Origin of the sequence: Ectothiorhodospira lacustris (assembly GCF_022227785.1) — a bacterium.
Classification (GTDB): domain Bacteria; phylum Pseudomonadota; class Gammaproteobacteria; order Ectothiorhodospirales; family Ectothiorhodospiraceae; genus Ectothiorhodospira; species Ectothiorhodospira lacustris.
Genome location: NZ_JAJNQM010000070.1, coordinates 1 through 19,289 on the forward strand (window position 1 = coordinate 1; position 19,289 = coordinate 19,289).

Annotated in this window: 16 protein-coding genes; 11 read left to right on the forward strand and 5 right to left on the reverse strand. The window is 61.6% G+C overall.

What is annotated here, in order from left to right:
* The 4 genes from LQ952_RS12440 to LQ952_RS12455 form a co-directional block, all read left to right on the forward strand.
* A partial coding sequence (locus LQ952_RS12440) for an O-acetylhomoserine aminocarboxypropyltransferase/cysteine synthase family protein (protein WP_238622958.1) occupies positions 1–878 on the forward strand: 878 nt, incomplete at its 5' end.
* Entirely contained in the window at positions 875–2,068 is a 1,194-nt protein-coding gene (gene metX, locus LQ952_RS12445; RefSeq protein ID WP_238622959.1) for a homoserine O-acetyltransferase MetX, read from the forward strand. The genes LQ952_RS12440 and metX, both read left to right, overlap by 4 nt.
* Before the next feature lie 144 nt (positions 2,069–2,212).
* The gene (locus tag LQ952_RS12450; RefSeq protein WP_238622960.1) at positions 2,213–2,746 is read left to right on the forward strand and encodes a rhodanese-like domain-containing protein; all 534 of its coding nucleotides are present in this window, start codon (positions 2,213–2,215) and stop codon (positions 2,744–2,746) included.
* An 85-nt stretch (positions 2,747–2,831) separates the two neighbouring features.
* Positions 2,832–3,395, forward strand: coding sequence for a HupE/UreJ family protein (locus LQ952_RS12455; protein WP_238622961.1), 564 nt, complete (start codon positions 2,832–2,834; stop codon positions 3,393–3,395).
* A 41-nt stretch (positions 3,396–3,436) separates the two neighbouring features.
* Here the strand turns inward: LQ952_RS12455 and LQ952_RS12460 are convergent, their stop codons facing one another.
* The gene (locus tag LQ952_RS12460; protein WP_238622962.1) at positions 3,437–4,981 is read right to left on the reverse strand and encodes a sigma-54 interaction domain-containing protein; all 1,545 of its coding nucleotides are present in this window, start codon (positions 4,979–4,981) and stop codon (positions 3,437–3,439) included.
* A gap of 371 nt (positions 4,982–5,352) precedes the next feature.
* Here LQ952_RS12460 and LQ952_RS12465 point away from each other — a divergent pair, with 371 nt between their 5' ends.
* The 4 genes from LQ952_RS12465 (at position 5,353) to LQ952_RS12480 (ending at position 9,356) form a co-directional block, all read left to right on the forward strand.
* The gene (locus tag LQ952_RS12465; RefSeq protein WP_274522013.1) at positions 5,353–6,375 is read left to right on the forward strand and encodes a sulfate ABC transporter substrate-binding protein; all 1,023 of its coding nucleotides are present in this window, start codon (positions 5,353–5,355) and stop codon (positions 6,373–6,375) included.
* 95 nt (positions 6,376–6,470) lie between these two features.
* The gene (gene cysT / locus LQ952_RS12470; protein WP_238622963.1) at positions 6,471–7,304 is read left to right on the forward strand and encodes a sulfate ABC transporter permease subunit CysT; all 834 of its coding nucleotides are present in this window, start codon (positions 6,471–6,473) and stop codon (positions 7,302–7,304) included.
* 19 nt (positions 7,305–7,323) lie between these two features.
* Positions 7,324–8,211 carry a sulfate ABC transporter permease subunit CysW gene (gene cysW / locus LQ952_RS12475; protein WP_238622964.1) on the forward strand — a complete coding sequence of 296 codons (888 nt, stop codon included), beginning with the start codon at positions 7,324–7,326 and terminating at the stop codon, positions 8,209–8,211.
* Positions 8,212–8,258: 47 nt separating this feature from the next.
* A complete protein-coding gene (locus tag LQ952_RS12480; protein WP_238622965.1) occupies positions 8,259–9,356 on the forward strand; it encodes a sulfate/molybdate ABC transporter ATP-binding protein in 1,098 nt (365 codons plus the stop codon).
* A 267-nt stretch (positions 9,357–9,623) separates the two neighbouring features.
* On the opposite strand, the gene LQ952_RS12485 is transcribed toward LQ952_RS12480, so the two are convergent.
* Complete coding sequence (locus LQ952_RS12485) at positions 9,624–9,788, reverse strand: DUF1328 domain-containing protein (protein WP_238622966.1); 165 nt, start codon at positions 9,786–9,788, stop codon at positions 9,624–9,626.
* 309 nt (positions 9,789–10,097) lie between these two features.
* On the opposite strand from LQ952_RS12485, the gene LQ952_RS15930 reads away from it, so the two are divergent.
* Positions 10,098–13,277 carry a S8 family serine peptidase gene (locus tag LQ952_RS15930; protein WP_347402082.1) on the forward strand — a complete coding sequence of 1,060 codons (3,180 nt, stop codon included), beginning with the start codon at positions 10,098–10,100 and terminating at the stop codon, positions 13,275–13,277.
* On the opposite strand, the gene LQ952_RS12495 is transcribed toward LQ952_RS15930, so the two are convergent.
* Together LQ952_RS12495 and LQ952_RS12500 are read right to left on the reverse strand one after the other, a co-directional pair.
* Positions 13,253–14,404, reverse strand: a complete 1,152-nt coding sequence (locus LQ952_RS12495) for a PQQ-dependent sugar dehydrogenase (protein WP_238622967.1) — start codon at positions 14,402–14,404, stop codon at positions 13,253–13,255. The two genes, LQ952_RS15930 and LQ952_RS12495, sit on opposite strands and share 25 nt — an antisense overlap.
* 122 nt (positions 14,405–14,526) lie before the next feature.
* Positions 14,527–16,329, reverse strand: a complete 1,803-nt coding sequence (locus tag LQ952_RS12500; protein ID WP_238622968.1) for a mechanosensitive ion channel family protein — start codon at positions 16,327–16,329, stop codon at positions 14,527–14,529.
* Positions 16,330–16,595: 266 nt separating this feature from the next.
* Between LQ952_RS12500 and LQ952_RS12505 the strand changes: the two genes are divergently transcribed.
* Positions 16,596–17,177 carry an RBBP9/YdeN family alpha/beta hydrolase gene (locus tag LQ952_RS12505; RefSeq protein ID WP_238622969.1) on the forward strand — a complete coding sequence of 194 codons (582 nt, stop codon included), beginning with the start codon at positions 16,596–16,598 and terminating at the stop codon, positions 17,175–17,177.
* A gap of 9 nt (positions 17,178–17,186) precedes the next feature.
* Here the strand turns inward: LQ952_RS12505 and LQ952_RS12510 are convergent, their stop codons facing one another.
* Positions 17,187–18,248: an SO_0444 family Cu/Zn efflux transporter gene (locus LQ952_RS12510; RefSeq protein ID WP_238622970.1), complete on the reverse strand. Its 1,062-nt coding sequence runs from the start codon at positions 18,246–18,248 to the stop codon at positions 17,187–17,189.
* Positions 18,249–18,527: 279 nt separating this feature from the next.
* Here LQ952_RS12510 and LQ952_RS12515 point away from each other — a divergent pair, with 279 nt between their 5' ends.
* Positions 18,528–19,271 carry an SIMPL domain-containing protein gene (locus LQ952_RS12515; protein WP_238622971.1) on the forward strand — a complete coding sequence of 248 codons (744 nt, stop codon included), beginning with the start codon at positions 18,528–18,530 and terminating at the stop codon, positions 19,269–19,271.
* Positions 19,272–19,289: the final 18 nt, after the last annotated feature.

Here is a 19,289-nt window from a genome sequence, read left to right on the forward strand (position 1 = left end):
ACACTAAGGCGCTCTATGTGGAAATCATCGGCAATCCCCGGTTCAACATACCGGACCTGGAAGCACTGAGCGCCCTCGCCGAGGAGCATGGGATTCCCCTGGTGGTGGACAACACCTTTGGCGCCGCAGGATACATCGCCCGCCCCATTGATTTTGGCGCCCATGTGGTGGTTGCCTCGGCGACCAAGTGGATCGGCGGTCATGGCACCTCCATCGGCGGCATCATCGTCGATGCGGGGAACTTCAACTGGGGGGGTGGGCGTTTCCCCCTGTTCACGGACCCTGCCCCGGGATATCACGGCCTGAACTTCTGGGAGGCCTTTGGCGAAGGCAGTCCGTTCGGCAACATTGCCCTGGCCATACGGGCCAGAGTCGAAGGTCTGCGCGATATCGGGGCAACGCTATCCCCCTTCAACGCATTTCAGTTGCTGCAGGGGGTGGAAACCCTGTCCTTGCGCATGCAACGCCATGTGGACAATGCACTGTCCCTGGCCCACTGGTTGGATCAGCACCCGCTGGTATCCTGGGTCGAATATCCCGGGCTTGAACACCATCCCTATCATTTGCAGGCAAAAAGATACCTGCGAAATGGCTTCGGCGGCGTACTCAATTTCGGCATTGCCGGCGGCACGGACGCAGCTCGGCGTTTTATCGACCAAGTACGCCTGGCCAGTCATGTGGCCAACGTGGGGGATGCCAAGACCCTGGTCATTCATCCCGCCTCCACGACCCACCAGCAACTCAGCCCCCAGGAGCAGGCCGGCGCGGGGGTACGACCCGATCTGATCCGTGTTTCCGTCGGGATCGAACATATCGAGGATATCAAGGCTGACTTTGATCAGGCCTTGCGTCGAGCACTTATCGAGTCTGCGGCATGAACACATCGATCACATCGCCGCAGACCCAACGTCGCGTTCTTCCGGAGCCACTGCTACTGGAATCCGGTTTCGTCCTGCCCAACGTCGAGGTAGCTTTCAGAACATGGGGCAGACTGGCGCCGTGCGCCGACAACGCCATCGTGATCTGCCACGCCCTCACCGGATCCGCGGACGCAGATACCTGGTGGGAACCCCTGTTCGGCTCGGGGCGGTTGTTCGATCCCCATCAGGATTTCATCATCTGCAGCAATATCCTTGGCGGATGCTACGGCTCAACGGGTCCCACCACGGCGGCCCCGGATGGTCGCCGTTGGGGAAAACGCTTTCCTCTGGTGAGCATACGGGATCAGGTCCGGGCCCAGATGGCGCTGGCTGACCTGCTGGGTATTCGGCGCATCCGCCTGGTGATCGGCGGCTCCATGGGAGGGATGCATGCACTTGAATGGGCATTGCTGGATCCGGATCGCGTGGAGGCTGTCGCAAGCATCGCCTCCAGCGGTAGACATTCCATATGGGGCATGGCCTGGACGGAAGCACAGCGACAAGCCCTGATGGCGGATTCCCGTTATCTTGATGGTGACTATCCTCAGGAGAGGCCGCCGGAAGCGGGGTTTGCCGCCGCCAGGGCGATAGCGATGATTACCTATCGCAGTCCGGCCTCCCTGGAATATCGCCTGCGATCCCCACCTGATCGACGTAACGGCCTGCTTCATGGTGATCATCCCGAGACAGGAATCAAGCAGTGGCTGCGACACCATGGGACGAGTCTGGTAAATCGGTTCGATGCCCACGCCTACCGGATTCTGCTGGATGCAATGGACACTCACGACATGGCCCGGAACCGTGGGCCCTACGAACAGGTCTTGCGCAGCATCCACCAGCCAGTATTGATCGGGTCGGTGACCAGCGACAGGCTTTTTTTGCCCAACGAGCAACGTGAACTCGCTCGACTGATCCCACATGCCGAGCTTCAGGAAGTACCATCGATGCACGGACATGACGGCTTCCTGATTGACGCAGACAAATTTCACCCGGACCTGATGCTCTTCAAACAACGGCTAAATAACGCGCGATCATCAGGACATGCCGTGTCATTTCCCCGTTCCGGTAAGTACGGTAACTGCAACCCATCGCAACTGAAGCAACATGGGCAGCTACCAAGCTCTTCCCAGGCTGTGGGAAATTTTTAAGCCTTCAAAGGATGTCCTGAAAAACTCATTACCGAGCAAGCGGTAATCCAGTTACGGAATGAAATCCTTGATTCCCGCTTTCTCGGAGGTGTGAGGGCAGAGGACTTCATCGGCGCTTCCTTAATCCGAATGGCAGGCTTACCAATGGACATCAGCAACGAATCATTTCCGCCCATTTTCGGCACCGCAAGCCATGACGGTCCTCGTGAGGTGGACTGCGTGGAACTGGAACAACTACTCAAAAGCGCAAGAGACAGAGGCAACTCGTCAGGACGTTGCTATTCAGGCGATCTTCGCCCCGGCGAAGCCTGGTACCTATGTGACAAGGGACTTGCCCTGCTGGTGGATGTACGCACAGAAGAAGAGGTCAAGTTTGTCGGATGCATCCCTCGGTCTCATCACATTCCATGGGAAAACATGGCGTGGCGGCATGGCGGTGATCTTGTCAGAAACCCTTATTTCATGAGGGATCTGGAAAAAGTTGCGGATCGGGAAACCTTACTGCTGTTTATCTGCCGCAGCGGGAGACGATCTGCCGCGGCAGCGGAAGCAGTCGCCAAGGCGGGCTATCGTAACGTCTTCAATGTTTCCGAGGGATTTGAAGGGGATCTTGACGATGACGGGCATCGGGGACTTGGCGGCTGGCGTTATTGGGGACTGCCTTGGACTCAAGATTGAATTCGCGCGAAGAACCAGATGCCATCACAGAGATTTCCACACCTCGTTTCATGGTAGCCACATACAGCATTTCAGGGATCCAGTAATGAAAATTGCCATCATTTTAGTCTGCTTGCTACCTGGCCAGGCATTTGCCCACGTCGGCCCCTTCGACGGCTCTCCGTTCCTGACGGGATTGATTCATCCTTTTACGGGCATGGATCATGTTGCTGCAATGATTGCTGTCGGCATCTGGAGTACGCTGGTACTTCGAAACGCGTGGTCTGTTCCACTTGTCTTTGCATCACTCCTGCTGATCGGCGGATTAATTGGTTTCTCCGGCATCACGTTACCGGCGGTAGAGCACATGATAGCGCTCTCAGTCTTGGTGACAGGAATGCTGCTTGCCCAAAAAATACCACTGGCACCGGCCGTCGGATTGCCACTGATCGGTCTTTTTGGGATTTTTCACGGTGTGGCACATGGAAGTGAAATGTCATCGAGTCAGATGATCCCAGCACTTGCGGGAATGACCATCGGGACGTGGATTTTACACTTCACCGGTATGGGGTTGGGACTGGTCCTTCACCAGCGTCCCATGTGGCTCGGACGAGCACTCGGCGGAGGTATCAGCCTTCTTGGTGCCGCATTTCTTTTCAGTGCCTTCTGAGTCGAAACAGGCGCGCCCCGCACTGCAGACGGATAGCCTCATCATTGCCCGTCATTGGTCCATCCACCGAACTCCACCCGGCGTACCTTCAGCTTGCGCATCTTGGACCGAAGGGTATTCGGATTAAGGCCCAGCAGGGCTGCCGCCCCCGTGGGGCCGGAGATACGTCCCCGCGTGCGGACCAGGGCGGCCTCGATATGGGCGCGCTGCACCTGCTCCAGCGTGGGGAATGCCTGGTCGGGCATTCCCGGGTTGGATTCAGTCGGCCGTGACTCCATCACACTCCCGCTCGGCAAGGCCTGCCCCAGGGCGGAGACCAGCGCCAGCTGCTTGCCCTGCCCCAGCACCACCGCACGGTCAAATACCGCTGCCAGTTCCCGCACGTTGCCCGGCCATGAGTAGGCCGCCAGCAGGCGCAGGTCCTCCGCGCTGGGCAGCACCAGCGGCAGACCCAGGCGCTGGGCCGAGCGCCAGGCCATGTGCTCCGCCAGGGCGGGCAGGTCATTGGGACGGTGACGCAAAGGCGGTATGTGGATAGGGAAACCCGCCACCCGATACCACAGATCTTCCCGGAAGCTGCCGGCCGCCACCATGGCGGCCAGGTCCCGATGCGTAGCCGCCACGATACGCACATCCACCGGCACTGCGTCGTGACCACCCACCCGCTGGATCACGCCCTCTTGCAGCACCCGGAGTAGACGCACCTGGGCGGCATGGGTCAACTCACCGATCTCGTCCAGGAACAGGGTGCCCCCATCCGCCCGTTCGAACCATCCCTGTCTCTGGGATAGCGCACCGGTGAAGCTGCCACGCTCGTGGCCGAACAGTTCGGAGTCGATCAGCTCCGCCGGGATTGCACCGCAGTTGACGCGAACAAACGGCGCCCCACAACGCCGTGAACCTTCATGAATGGCCCTGGCAATGACTTCCTTGCCCGAGCCCGTCTCGCCCAGCAACAGGACCGACAGATCCGAATCGCCCACCAGCCCGATCCGTTCCATGACAGGCCTTAGATCGCCCTCGGCCCCAACGATGCGCCCATCCTCGGTGCGCCCGCCCAGCCGCTGACCCAGCGCCTGCTGATCCACCTGAACGGCCCGCTCCAGGGCATCCCGGGCGCGCGCCTCCAGATGCCGCTCCAGGATCACCGCCAGGGGCAAGGTCACGGCTTCCAGCCACTGACGCTGTTCCGGGACAAGCCCCACCCGGGACTCCGGCACCACCAGCAGCACCCCCACGGGACGGTCCTGAATCCTCAGAGGGCAGACCAGCGCCACCCCGGAATGCAGGGATGCGAAGGAACGGTCCATCGGGGATGTCCGTCCGCCCCCACCGGTTTCCAGCATGTCCCCGGTACGACACCACGCCGCCACCCCTGGAATCTCCAGGTTCGATGCAGCGCCATTTGCCGCCCCATCGCCCGTACAGGCCACCCGGGTGAGGCGATGCTCATCCTGAAGCTGGAATAGCTGCAGCTGGCACAGTGGTACCTGCAGTCCCAGGGACTGTCGCAGGTGTTCCAGCTTGGATGCGATGGGCTCGTGGGAGGCAACATCGTTCCAGATTGTCAGAAGCAAGGATTCCATCGCACATTTCACCAAATAAAACGATTCACGTCTTATATCACGAAAATTTTCGTTTTATTTGACGGATTTCAGAAAAATTTTCTGGCTGCTTTTTATAAATCATTGTTATGGCGGCATTTATTTAGTTGGCACGCCTTTTGATATTCACTTAAGTGTAAGTAAATTTTCTTTTATAGAAAAAACGAGAATATCCATGGGTGTTCTGAACAGGTCATTCCCGTGCAAACGGGAATCCAGTCACGGACTGAACATTCTGGGCTCCCGCCTTCGCGGGAGTGACGGCAGGGGGCTTGCTCCGGGAGTCACGGAATGGGGCTTGTTCAGTGCTTCCCTAACGCATCACAACACAACGCTTTCGGAGTCCATACGTCATGCCCAGATCCCGCTTTTCCCGTCTCGCCCTTGCCGGTGTCACCGCCCTGGCACTGGGGCTGTCAGGGGCCGCCCTGGCCCAGCAGGCCGCTACCTTGCTGAATGTCTCTTACGACCCCACCCGGGAGTTCTATCGGGAATACAACAACGCCTTCGCCGCCCACTGGGTAGCCGAAAAGGGCCAACGGGTGAACGTGCGCATGTCCCACGGCGGTTCAGGCTCCCAGGCCCGTTCGGTCATCGATGGCCTGGATGCCGACGTGGTCACCCTGGCCCTGGCCTACGACGTGGACGCCCTGCACGACCGGGCCCAACTCATCCCCGAAGACTGGCAAACCCGCCTGCCGCAAAACAGTTCTCCCTATACCTCCACCATCGTCCTGCTGGTGCGGGCCGGCAATCCCAAGAACATCCGCGACTGGGATGACCTGGTGCGCAAGGACGTCCAGGTGATCACCCCCAACCCCAAGACCTCCGGCGGTGCCCGCTGGAACTATCTGGCGGCCTGGGGCTACGCCCTGGAGAAGTTTGGCGATGAAGATAAGGCCTACGAGTTCGTGCGGGATATCTTTGCCAATGTCCCGGTGCTGGACCCCGCCGCCCGCGGCGCCACCAACACCTTCGTACAGCGGCGCATCGGCGACGTCTTCATCGCCTGGGAAAACGAGGCCTTCCTCGCCGTGGAACAGCTGGGTCGGGGCCAGTACGAGATCGTGGTGCCCTCGGTAAGCATCCTGGCCGAACCGCCGGTGAGCGTGGTCGATCGCAACGTGGACCGCAAGGGCACCCGTGAGCTGGCCCAGGCCTACCTGGAGTTCCTGTACACCGACGAGGCGCAGCGGCTGGCGGGCAAGCATTACTACCGCCCCTCCAATCCCGAGATCCTGGCGGAGTTCGCCGAGCGCTTCCCCGAGGTGAACCTGCACACCGTGGATGAATGGTTCGGCGGCTGGCGCAACGCCCAGGAAACCCACTTCAATGATGGTGGGGTATTCGACCGCATCCTGGCCGAGATCCACTGAGACCGGTTCACCGGGGGGCCGGCTCCCACCCGTGGGGGCCGGCCCGCTTGTGGGCGATGGGATCCGATCAAACCTTATCTCATGGAGCATGAGTGATGACATTGGCCTTGCGACAGCCCAGCGTGATTCCGGGGTTTGGGATCACCCTGGGTTTCACCCTGTTTTACATGGGACTGATCCTGCTGATCCCCATCGGCGCGTTCCTGCTGTACACCGCCCAGATGAGCTGGGCGGATTTCTGGCACGCCGTCAGCCACCGCCAGGTGGTGGCCTCCTACAAGCTGTCCTTCGGCGCCTCGCTGATCGCCGCCCTGCTGAACTTGGTGTTCGGCGCCATCGTCGCCTGGGTGCTGGTGCGCTATCAGTTCTTCGGCAAGCGCGTGATCGACGCCCTGGTGGATCTGCCCTTTGCCATGCCCACCGCCGTGGCGGGCATCGCCCTGGTCACCCTCTACGCCTCCACGGGCTGGGTGGGGCAGTACCTGGAGATCCTGGGTGTGCGCGTGGCCTATACCCAGCTGGGCGTGGTGGTGGCCCTCACCTACATCGGCCTGCCCTTCGTGGTGCGTACCGTGCAGCCGGTGCTGGAAGACCTGGAACGGGAACTGGAAGAGGCCTCCGCCATCCTGGGGGCCAACCGTTTGACGACCCTGCGGCGGGTGATCCTGCCGGCCTTGCTGCCCGCCCTGCTCACCGGCTTTGCCCTGGCCTTCGCCCGGGCGCTGGGAGAATACGGCTCGGTCATCTTCATCGCCGGCAATCTGCCGTTTCGCACCGAGATCACGCCACTGCTGATCGTGGCCAAGGCCGAGCAGTACGACTATCCGGGGGCCGCCGCCATCGGCACCGTGATGCTGCTGGCCGCCTTCGTGCTGCTGCTGCTCATCAACACCCTGCAGTGGTGGACCGCCCGCCACAGCCGCCGCTGACCCTGCCGGAGAGATCCCCATGAGTACCATCGCTTCGCACATACACGGCACTCGGGTGGCCACCCCCACCTGGCGGCGGGCCACCGAAGAGCCCGCCTGGGTCCGCCGCCTGCTCATCGGCATCGCCCTGGGTTTTCTAAGCCTGTTTCTGGTCCTGCCCCTGACCGTGGTGCTGTATGGGGCCTTTGAGCAGGGCCTGCAGGTGTGGTACGCCGCCATCACGGAACCCGATGCCCAGGCCGCCATCCGCCTCACCCTGCTGGTGGTGGCCATCGTGGTGCCGATCAACCTGGTGTTCGGGGTCATGGCGGCCTGGGCCATCGCCAAGTTCGAGTTCCGCGGCAAATCCGTGCTGATCACCCTGATCGACCTGCCCTTTGCCATCTCGCCGGTGGTGGTGGGCCTGATCTTCGTCATCCTGCTGGGCTCCCAGGGCTGGCTGGGCCCCTGGCTGGCGGAGCATGACCTGCGCGTCATCTTCGCCGTGCCGGGGATCATCATCGTCATCGCCTTTGGCACGATGCCCTTCGTGGCCCGGGAACTGATCCCCCTCATGCAGCAGCAGGGCAAGGAGGAGGAGGAATCCTCCCTCACCCTGGGCGCCAACGGCTGGCAGACCTTCTGGCGCGTCACCCTACCCAACATCAAGTGGGGGGTGATCTACGGGGTGATCCTGTGCAATGCCCGGGCCATGGGAGAGTTTGGTGCCGTGGCCGTGGTCTCCGGACGCATCCGCGGCGAGACCAACACCATGCCTCTGCACATCGAGGTGCTCTACAACGAGTATCTGTTCACCGCCGCCTTTGCCGTCTCATCCCTGCTGGCGGGACTCGCCATCGTCACCATTGCCGTGAAGAGCCTGGTGGAGTGGCGTGATGAACGCCAACGCCACCAGGCAGCGGCGTGACCCCAACCCTTTTCACCTTCAGACAAACCACATCCTGCGGACAGCCCATGAGCATTGAAATCGAACACGTCAACAAGCGCTTCGGCCACTTCGTGGCCGTGGACGACGTCACCCTGTCCCTCCCCGAGGGCCAGCTCACCGCCCTGCTGGGCCCGTCCGGCTCCGGCAAGACCTCCCTGCTGCGCATCATCGCCGGCCTGGAGTTCCCCGATTCGGGTCGCATCCGCTTCCATGGCGAGGATGCCACCGATGTCCACGTCAGCCGACGCGGCGTGGGGTTCGTGTTCCAGCACTACGCCCTGTTCAAGCACATGACGGTGTTCGACAACGTGGCCTATGGTCTGACGGTCCAACCCCGGCGCCTGCGGCCCAGCAAGGCCGAGATCCGCAACCGGGTCACGCGCCTGCTGGAACTGGTCCAGCTGGACTGGACCGCCAACCGCCTCCCCGCCCAGCTCTCCGGGGGACAGCGCCAGCGCATCGCCCTTGCCCGCGCCCTGGCGGTGGAACCCAAGGTGCTGCTGCTGGATGAGCCCTTCGGCGCCCTGGATGCCAAGGTGCGGGCCGAACTGCGCCGCTGGCTGCGTCGCCTCCACGACGAGATCCACCTCACCAGCGTGTTCGTCACCCATGACCAGGAAGAGGCCCTGGAGGTGTCGGATCGGATCGTGGTGATGAACCAGGGCCGGGTGGAACAGGAGGGCACCCCGGAGGAGGTCTACGATCACCCGGCCAATCCCTTCGTGTTCAGCTTCCTGGGCCAGGTCAACCTGTTCCATGCCCGGGTGCAGGACGGACAGGCCCGCATCGGCGACCTGGCCCTGCCCACGGCAGCAACGGGAGATCAACTGGAAAGTCACGGACTGGCCTATGTGCGTCCCCACGACATCGAGATCCTGGCGGACGACAGCGCACAAGGCGCACTTGCAGCCGTGGTCGAAGGCATCACGGTGGTCGGGCCGACCGCCCGCCTGGAACTGCAGGTGGCTGGCGCCAGGGACCTGATCCATGCCGAGTTGCCCAAGAGCCGGCTCAGGTCCTTGGGCTTGTCCCAGGGCTCGAACACCTGGGTGCGGCCACTCAACAGCCGCGTCTTCGTGGAACCGGGACGCACACCGGCAGATCCTGAATCCGTGGGTATGTAACCGCCATCGAAAGGATGTGTATCGCTTTTAAGCCTCTTACTCGCTCATGCGCTCCCGCCATGCCTGGTCACCCCCGCATCCTTGTCATTCCCGCCATCATCATTCCCACCACCCTCGTCATTCCCGCGCAAGCGGGAGTCCAGTCACAGACCGAAAACCCTGGACTCCCGCCTTCGCGGGAGTGACGGCAAGAGAGGCCTTTCATCGCATCCCACCTGGATCAGGATCAGGATCAGGATCAAAAGCAAAAACGATACGTCTACAGGATCAGATCCGCGGATTTCTGCCCGTAATCAGGAATATGAGTGCGACCACCAGACCGACGATGAACAGGATCCAGGCGATGTTCGTGGCCACGCCGGCAATACCGCTCAACCCCAAGACCCCCGCGACGATAGCCACGATCAGAAAGATCAGTGCCCAATGGATCATGACGCTCTCCTTGTGACGAGTTACAAGCACTCCTATCAACTCTAGCAGCCGCACGGGAGCTTTTCCAAAACCTGCTGATCATTGGCTTTTTCAAAGGCGCCCTTCCCTTCCTCTTCGTCGTTGTGGAATCTCACCCATGGAGCCTGTGCTATCGTCCGCAAGAAGAACCAGTCAGCAACGGGCGGGCGACCGATGAAAGGCAGTGTTGAGAATAGAATTCGGACCCGGCCGGCGAAATGCCGGCTTGTTTTCCTCGCGTTATGGCTCCTGCCCGTCATCGCCCTGGCCGGGGAGCATCCGCTGTATATCGTGACGCTTTCCGGTGAACCCATTGCCCGCTATGAGGGTGGTATTGCGGGTTACCCTCCCACCAACCCAAGGGCAGCCGGTGTACGGCGACTGGACATGGAACAGGCCTCCGTCCAGCAATACCGTGAATACCTGCGGGGGGAACGTCAACGCATCATCCGGGACCTGGAATCCGACCTTGGGAGGCCCCTGACCATTGTGCGGATATATGACGTCACGATGCATGGATTGGCCGTGCCTCTGAGCACGGTCGAGGCGGGGCGCATTCGGGAGCACCCCGACATCCTGTCCGTGGAGCGCGAAGGCGTCACCGGCCCGCGGGGGATGGCCGACGATACGCGGTGGATATACGAAGGCGAACAAAAGACGCCTCCAACATCCGCGTCGCCCTTGGCGTGGCTCGGGCTTTCCATGCTGATATTCATCACGGCCTTCTGGATCTATCGGCGCCATGGACGTCCCCGTACCACCTTATTCCTGCTGACGACGGCGGGGGTTGTGGTCATGCTCCCGGCCTGTTTCAACTCCGGCGGAGGCGGCAGCGTTCGGCTTAATCTGCCCGGGGCGGAGTTCGCGTCTCCCGGCGCGGCCCTGATCGGCGCCCCCGCTGTCTGGTCAGGCAAGGCTCACCCGGGTCTGCCGCCCACCATGGGTGAGGGCATTGTGGTGGGGGTCATTGATTCAGGCATCAATCCTCACAGCCCGTCATTCGCGCAAGTCGGTGATGATGGCTACGAGCATGACAATCCTCGGGGACGTTTTTATGGGGTTTGCGATCCCGGCAACGTTCGCCTCTACAACCCCAATTTCCCTTGTAACAATAAATTGATTGGTGCCTGGGCGCTGGATGATGCAGGGTACAACCCCGTGGACCGCCATGGCCATGGCACCCATGTGGCCGCCACGGCGGTGGGGAATTTTGTCCGGGAGGCGACGGTATACGCCCCTTCTGGGCTGCGCCTGATAGCCAATCTCTCCGGCGTGGCGCCCCATGCCAACCTCATTGCCTATCATGCCTATTACGAAGACGGTGGTTTTTTTCGCGATTCAGCCCTCATTGCCGCCGTGGAACAGGCCGTCATGGATGGGGTGGATGTGCTCAATCTCTCCCTGGGCGGTGGGGAGTATGATCCCTGGCAGGATTCCGTGCTGGGCCTTCCCTTACTGTCGGCCATCGACCTGGGGATCCATGTGGTGGTCTCCGCGGGCAATGACGGGCCCGGGAATGCCACCGTGGATACGCCCGGTGACGCACCATGGGTGTTCACGGTCGGTTCCAGTACGCACGCACTGAGTTACGTCAACCATCTGCAGCTGTCCTGGGGCGACAGGAGCGAGCGGATCACGGGGGCGGCGTTGACCCGGGGCCTGGACCCTGCCCCGATCGTCCACGCGGTGGATTTCGGTGACCGGTTCTGTGAAGGGGAGTTTGACTCTCGTTTCAATGGCAGAATCGTGATCTGTGATCGTGGTGAAAATGCTCGCGTGGAGAAGGGGCAACATGTCCTGGACAATGGTGGCGTCGGGATGATCCTGGTCGAGGTGGAGCCCGGTGATGAATCGGCGCTGGCGGCGGACCCACACTTCTTGCCTGCCGTGCACATCACCTATGGGGACGCCCAACGTTTGGCGCAGTGGCTGAGCGAGGCATTGGAAGCGGGTGAACCTTTGACGGGGAGCCTGTCGGGGACTGAAGTACGGCATGATCCCGGGGGTGCGGACCGGGTGGCGTCGTACAGTTCGCGTGGGTGGAACCGGCAGGTGCCCGACGTGATCAAGCCCGATGTGGTGGCACCCGGGTCGGCGATCCTGGCCCCGGTGGTGGATGGCGCGGGCTACGCCGTCTGGAACGGCACCTCCATGGCCAGCCCCCATGTGGCCGGGGTATTGGCCCTGATCACCGCGTTGCACCCGGACTGGACACCTGCACAGGCCCGCTCCGCCATCATGACCACAGCCCGGCCGGAGGGCATCAAAAATCACGATGACCAGCCGGCCACCCCCTTTGACCGAGGGAGCGGGCGGGTGGATGCCGCCGGGGCCATCAGTGCACCACTGGTTCTGGACGAGACCGGACCAGGCTATGAAGCGGCAAACCCAAGCCTGCGTTGGGAAAATGCCTCACCGGATGTGGGCGACCCGAGCCGGTTGAATCTGGCCAGTCTAGGGCGTGGGGCGTGCGTCCTTGACTGCGGATGGAGCCGCCGCTTGACCAACGTCTCCGGTGAGACCACCCACTGGGAGGCGGTCGCGGAACTGGAGGATGGCCGCCCCATGGAGGTTTCGCCCCGCAGTTTTTCCCTGAGGCCCGGGCAGAGTCAAGATCTGCGGCTTGTTGCGACCCAACATGAAGGCGGGGAGCTGGGCGTCTTTCGACATGGCTCCCTGACACTGACGGAGGCCGCTGGCGCTGTCCGGACCCTGACCATGCCCATTTCCATCCGGGACACCATGGCCCATCTGCCCCGGGACATCAGGATTCATACCCTGGAGCGCGAGGACACTCGTCGCTACGAGCGCGTAGAGGCCTTACCGGATGTCGAATTTGCGACCCACGGACTGATCAGGGGAATCGAGGTTTCCGGGGTACTGGACTCGGACCCCACGCCGGAATATCCATTCAATGGCGATGGCGGGGTTTTCATGGAATCCATCAGCGTGCCCGAGGGCGCATGGGTCCTGTTCGTGGATCTGGGAATAACGGAATCTCCGGGGATGGAATTCCATGTGGGCAAGGGAGACGACCCCGTCGAGACACTGGACACGGGAGTTTTACTGAACAGCAAGGGGCTCGTGATCACGAACCCGGAACCCGGGACCTGGTGGGTGGTCGGGCAAAACCTGGCGCCCATGCGCACGGATGATCACTACAGTCTCCACTACATGATCATCACGCCGAATACCCCCGCTTCCGGCACACTGAGCGTTGATCCTGTATCGCGCTCTCAGGACCCTTTCCCCTTGGACGTCACCTGGTCGCTGGATGACGTTCAGCCCGGTGATCATTTCTATGGCGCGGTTCATCTGCATCGGCCTGGCTGGGTGGATCAGGAGGATCGAATCTTGCCGATCCGAATCCTGGGAACAGAGGAAGAAGACCAATTTCTCGACACGGGTTCCTCCCGGTTTGACGTGCGTCCACGCAACGCCGTGGTTCAGCGGGCCGGCTCGATGCGATAAAGGGCACCGTTGGGGGCGTCATTAAGCACATAGAGATACCCGTCAGGCCCCTGACGGACATCCCGGACCCGGCCCACGCGGTCCCGCAGCAGCTCTTCGGCATGGACCACCGCATGATCCTCCACCACCAGGCGCAGGATGCGCTGGGCACGCAGGCCGCCCGCCAGCAGATTACCCTGCCAGCGCGGGAAGTGGGCACTGTCCACCACCGCCAGCCCGGAGGGCGCCAGGGTGGGCAGAAACTCGAATACCGGGTCCACCATGCCTTCCCGTTGACGGCCCTGGGCATCGGGGAACCGGTCCTCGCTCCGGTAATCCCGCCCCAGGGTCACCACGGGCCAGCCGTAGTTGTTGCCCGCTTCGATCAGGTTCAGTTCATCCCCGCCCCGGGGGCCGTGTTCCGTGACCCAGACCTCACCGGTGGCGGGATGCAGGGCCATGCCCTGGATATTGCGGTTGCCGTAGGTGTAGATCTCCGGGGCATACCCCTCCTGCCCCACGAAGGGATTGTCCTCGGGCACCGTACCGTCGTCGTTCAGGCGCACGATGCTGCCGGAGTGGTCCAGGGTGTCCTGGGCCCTGGGAGGATGGGCGCCGCGGTCACCGATGGTCATCAGCAGGGTGCCGTCAGGCAGAAACAGCAAGCGGGAACCGTAATGGCGCCCGGGCTGAGTGTACGTATTGGACTCGAAGATATTTTCCACCGCCGTGAGCCGGCCGCCGTCCAGCCGGGCACGGATCAGGGCCGGCACCGTACCCCGGGCATCGCCCTTCGAATAGGTCACGTAGATCCAGCCATTGTCCTCATGGCGGGGATGGAGCACCACATCCAGCACCCCGCCCTGGTTGAAGGCATGGAAGGCGGGAAACCCTTGCAGGGGTGCCTTGCGCCCGTCCCGGTCTACCAGGACCAGTCCATTGGGGCGCTCGGAGATCAGCTTGCGCCCATCGGGCAGGAAGGCCACCGCCCAGGGGTGGGTCAGGCCATCCACCACCTTGACCAGACGCATGGACTGATATTCAGAGCTGATGCTTCGTTCCACCACCTCCTCGGCCAGGGCGGGTGCCGCGGCCAGGGCGAGCCACAGGGTCGCACCTGCCCAAAGATTACCGGCATGGATCCTCATGTCATCTCTCCTTCGAAATGGCTTCAGCAAACACCTATTGGCAGGCTATACCGCGACGGTGAAATGCTCAAACCGATCTGCGGCTACCAGCGGGAAAATGCATTTATCCCCCACACGTACCCTCAATGGGTATCCGCAGACGACGAGGAGGTTAGGAGATTCTCCCCCGGGGTCCAGGATCTGCGTGCCTGTTCCTTGATCTCCTGGGCTTCGCTTTGCAGACCGGCTTCCGCAGAGGTCGCAACTGTCTTGGGCTCGACGGTCGACCTCACCAGGACTGAGTCGACTGGTTCTGGATGCCCTTCGCTTTCCATCATACCGACAGGCATCCCCTCAGCTGAGGTGATGTCGCGAACCTCGCCCACCAGAGAGATGCCGGCGTCCTGGAAGGCCCGTTTGACGAGTCGAATGACGGACGATTTCACTTTCACCCAGCTGTGGCGACCGCCATCAATCCAGAAATACACGCGCAGGTTGACCGTGGATGGCCCAAGCTCTTCCACCAGCACCATCGGTTCGGGCTCATGCAAAACGGCCGGATGTTCACCCAGCACCTTCAAGGCGACTTCCTGGGCAGAAGAGATGGAATTCTCGTAGCCGATCCCCACGATGAAATCATCGCGGCGATTGGGATTGCTCGTGAAGTTACGCAGTGTGCTTTTGAAGACGGTGGAATTGGGGACCTGTACCTGATTGCCGTCGAGTGTCATCAGCACCGTGGTACGAGAGGTCAACCGCTGAACGTAACCCGTGACGTTTGCCACTTCGACCAGATCGCCCTCACGAAACGGTTGCTGCAGACTCAGAAAGAGACTGGCAAGAAAATTCTCGGTGATGTCCCGGAATGCGATGCCCAGCACCAACCCGATCAGGCCTGTGCCGCCCACCACCGTCAGCGCGAGTTGGGTGAGCCCGGCGATACGGAGCACAAGATATAGGCCGGCAAGCATGACAAGCATTCCGGCAGCCCGAGCCAATACTTCCCGCAAAAGCTGGCTGAGGGGTCGCGCCAGCAGCCGACGACGCAGGACGAACACCGTTAACCGGGCGAGGATCCATGAAATAACGATGACGCCCACCGCCACCACAATCAGGGGCAGCGATCGAACGAGACCCCGTGCTAAATCGTTCAGTACCTGAAAGGCGGGATCGAAATCCCAAACCGTGGTGGGGACCACCTCGATTTCATTGACGACTGCAACGACGCCCTCCGTATTCTTCGCCAGATCTCTGGCCCATTGCTTGGATTCCTCATTTGCCGTCGTTCCTTTAAGGAAAACGATCCCTTCCTGGACAGTGACCTCGGGCTCGCTGAACCAGTTTGTCGCTCTAAGAATGTCCGTGATCCGTTGCCGGATCTGGTCATCTTTGGCGACGCGCTGGACCTCGACCCTACCCGGGGGCTCGGGTGTGCCATCAGGCGCACTGGAGCGCACCGGCCTATCCTCGCTACCGTATGCCTGTTGGGCAGCAACCGAGTTGATCGCAAAGACTGCGCAGCACAGGGACATGGCGCAGATAAGTCCGGCCGCTCGAGCCCGGGAAAGGCCCCAGGTTCGAACCAAACTCCGCCCTTGATGCCCAGGGGTTCCTGCACCATGGATTGCCGACGCCTGCGCTGGTTGTCCCATGCGGCTTCGCGGCCTCCGCCCGTTCCTGGCAGGCCCGGGATGCTTCTTTAGAGCTCCGCCATTCGACTTCTCCTCGATGGGGTCGGGGATCTTTCGGGCATAGGTGTCGTCCATTAGCGCTTGCTCATGCGTGCGAGGGTTTGATGCGGTGAATAGCTTCTCATCCCCGGTAAAGCCATGGATAAATTTGTTCAGTCCCTCCAGCCGACTGTCGGCCAGAGTCTGGCCCATACGGATCAGGACCTGATCACCCACCGGATAGCCATGGGTATCTTTGATCTGCGTCAGGGACATGCGCTGTTGAATGCCACCTCGCGATCATACCGTTGAAAGCAACCGGGATGCAGCGTCACACACCTTCACTGCACACGCCGGGCTACACATCCCTGCCAGGATGTGTTCTGAATGATGGGTGCCGTCACATCCCTTGGGTAGGCGGTATTCAATCCAATCAGGACACCATAAATTCAAAAAAGGAATTAATAGAATAAAATTTATTCTTTCTTGATGAAGCAACAATCCCCTTAAAGTCGGGGTCAGGATCGTTCAGGAGTATCGTCATGGCCCACACCACACTGATCGTACCCGGCTTTCACGGCAGTGAAGCCGAACACTGGCAAACCTGGATGGAATCGGCGCTTCCGGATACTCGCCGGGTCACCGGCATCGATTGGGAATCGCCGGTCCTGTCCCGCTGGGCAGAGGCCGTGAGCAACGAAATCATCCGTTCGACAGGGCCGGTCTGGCTGGTGGCGCACAGCTTCGGCTGCCTGGCGACGGTCACCGCCGCCAGTCGTCTGTCCTCGCAGGTGGCCGGGGTCATGCTGGTGGCGCCGGCAGACCCGGACCGGTTCTCTCCCTTCGGCACGCGAGATCCATCAGGCCCGGCCGAAAGCTTGGCCTCCCGGCTGCCCTCCCGCCCGCTGGAGTTTCCCGGTCTGGTGGTGGCCAGCACCAACGATCCCTGGATGCCCATGGCCAAGCTGCTTCCCTGGACCACCCGATGGGGCACTCCGGTCATCAACATCGGCAGCGCCGGTCACATCAACGTGGCATCCGGCTTCGGCCCCTGGCCGCAGGGGCTGGATCTGCTTCGCACCCTGCAGCAGCACTCCTCCGCAGAGGTACGCCGGGTCGGGTAGTGGTTGACCTTATTGGTTCGCGCTGGAATTCATCTCCAGCCGACGACCCAGGGGGCGTAACATCAATATCAGCAGCAGGATGAGCGACGACCATTCCAACCACGGCGGAAGCAGTTCCCGTACCGTCGCCACCTGAGCGATAAGATCCAGTTCCATCCATCGCACCCAGGCATCCACCAGCAGGCCGGCCATCACGGACGTAACCACGATGCCCGTCAGGTAGAGAACCAAGGCGGTGCCGCCGAATTCCCGGCGCAACACACCCAGGGTCGCCAAACTGGTGATGGGCCCGGCCAGCAGAAATACCAGCGCCGTGCCGGGTGATATGCCGCTGGCGATCATGCCTGCCGCAATCGGCGTCGCCGCCGTGGCGCACAGGTACAGAGGGATGCCGATCAAGGCTGCCATCAGCATGGCCGGCAGACCGCTGCCGTAGGTCATCATGGTCTCAGGAGGGGCATAGGCAATCAGGACGCCGGCAGCCACCAGACCGATCACCAACCACACGGTGATATCGTCCAGCACATCGTTGAACGCAAATGCCAGCCCCCCGCTGAGGCGCCGGCCCAGCGGTTGGCGGACCTGATCCGTCTCATGCAGGTGTGAATGGGCATCTCCACAGCATCCCGATCCCTGGCAACCGGTGCTGCCCGCCGCGGCCCTCGCGGGTGATTTGCCGGTAACAGCCACCAGCAGTCCGGTGGCGATGGCGGTGGCGATGGTGCCCATGACCCTGGCCACAGCCATGAAAGGCCCCAGCAGGGCATAAGTGACCGCTACCGAATCCACCCCCACGCCCGGCGTGCCGATGAGAAAGGCGGTGGCCGGGCCCCGTCCCGCACCTCCCCGATACAAGGCCAGGGCAGTGGGTATGGCGCCGCAGGAACACAGGGGCAACGGAGCCCCCATCACCGCCGCCAGGGCGACGCGCTTCACCCCGTCTCCCCCCAACGCCTTGCCGAGCATCTTTTCAGAAATCAGGGCCTTCACGAGCCCGGCCATGGTCAGGCCCAGCAGCAGCCATGGAGCTGCCGCCAGGGCGATGGAGAGGGTTTCCTGCAAGGCCTTCATCGTGCTTGCTCCACTTTCCGGCGGCCTCGAACGGGGCCGACTTTCGTGAGGGGTCAGCATTGTGCCGGCCCCGGTGGTTCACTACGATAAACCTTATATGCATGGATCGGCATCAACATCGATCCACACAACGAAGATACCGAGTTGATACCGGAACACTGTGACCACAGGATGTTCGATAAAGTTATAAATAGATTTTTTATATGACCTTATGAAACAACAAGCCTGCCCACACCCCCTTCCCTTTCCGCACAAATTTCTTTTTGTCAAGGAGGAATGATGAAAGAACGCTCGCTATTGCTGGTTTCCATCCTGGCCCTGTCCCTGGCCTGCGTGGGCTTGATCCTGGGACCGGCCCTGCTGGGCTCCCAAGTACGCCAGGGCATGACGTCCTCCGCCGACAAGATCACCAGCGCCCATCGGCAGGTGACGGTACGGGGCCTGTCGGAACGGGAAATTCCCGCCAATCTGGTCCTCTGGCCCGTGGTGTTCCAGGTCCAGGCGCAGCGCCTGGATGAACTGCAGCAGAGTATCGACGGCCAGCGAGGTCAGGTCATCGACTTTCTGCTGAACCAGGGATTTGACAGGGAACAGATCCGGATCGTGCCGCCCACCATCACCGACCGGGAGCAGAACATCTACGGGGAACACCGCCCGTCCTATCGATTCGGGGCGGACGTGGTGGTGCTGGTACGCACCGATGACGCCCGGCGGGTGAGCCAGGCCATGCGTGAAACCGGCACCCTGGTGACCGCCGGCGTCGCCCTGACACAGAGCTACGAACACCGGCCCCAGTTCCTGTTCACCGAACTGGAAACGGTCAAGCCGGACATGGTGGCTGAAGCCACCCGTGATGCCCGCCGCGCCGCCGAACAGTTCGCTCAGGACTCAGGCAGCCGGGTGGGCGGTATCCTCACCGCCACCCAAGGCCTGTTCAGCATTGAAGATCTGGACAGCTACACGCCTGAAATCAAGAAGGTGCGGGTGGTCACCACCATCTCCTTCAAGTTGGAAACTCCCTGAGGAGGCACCGTGGGACCG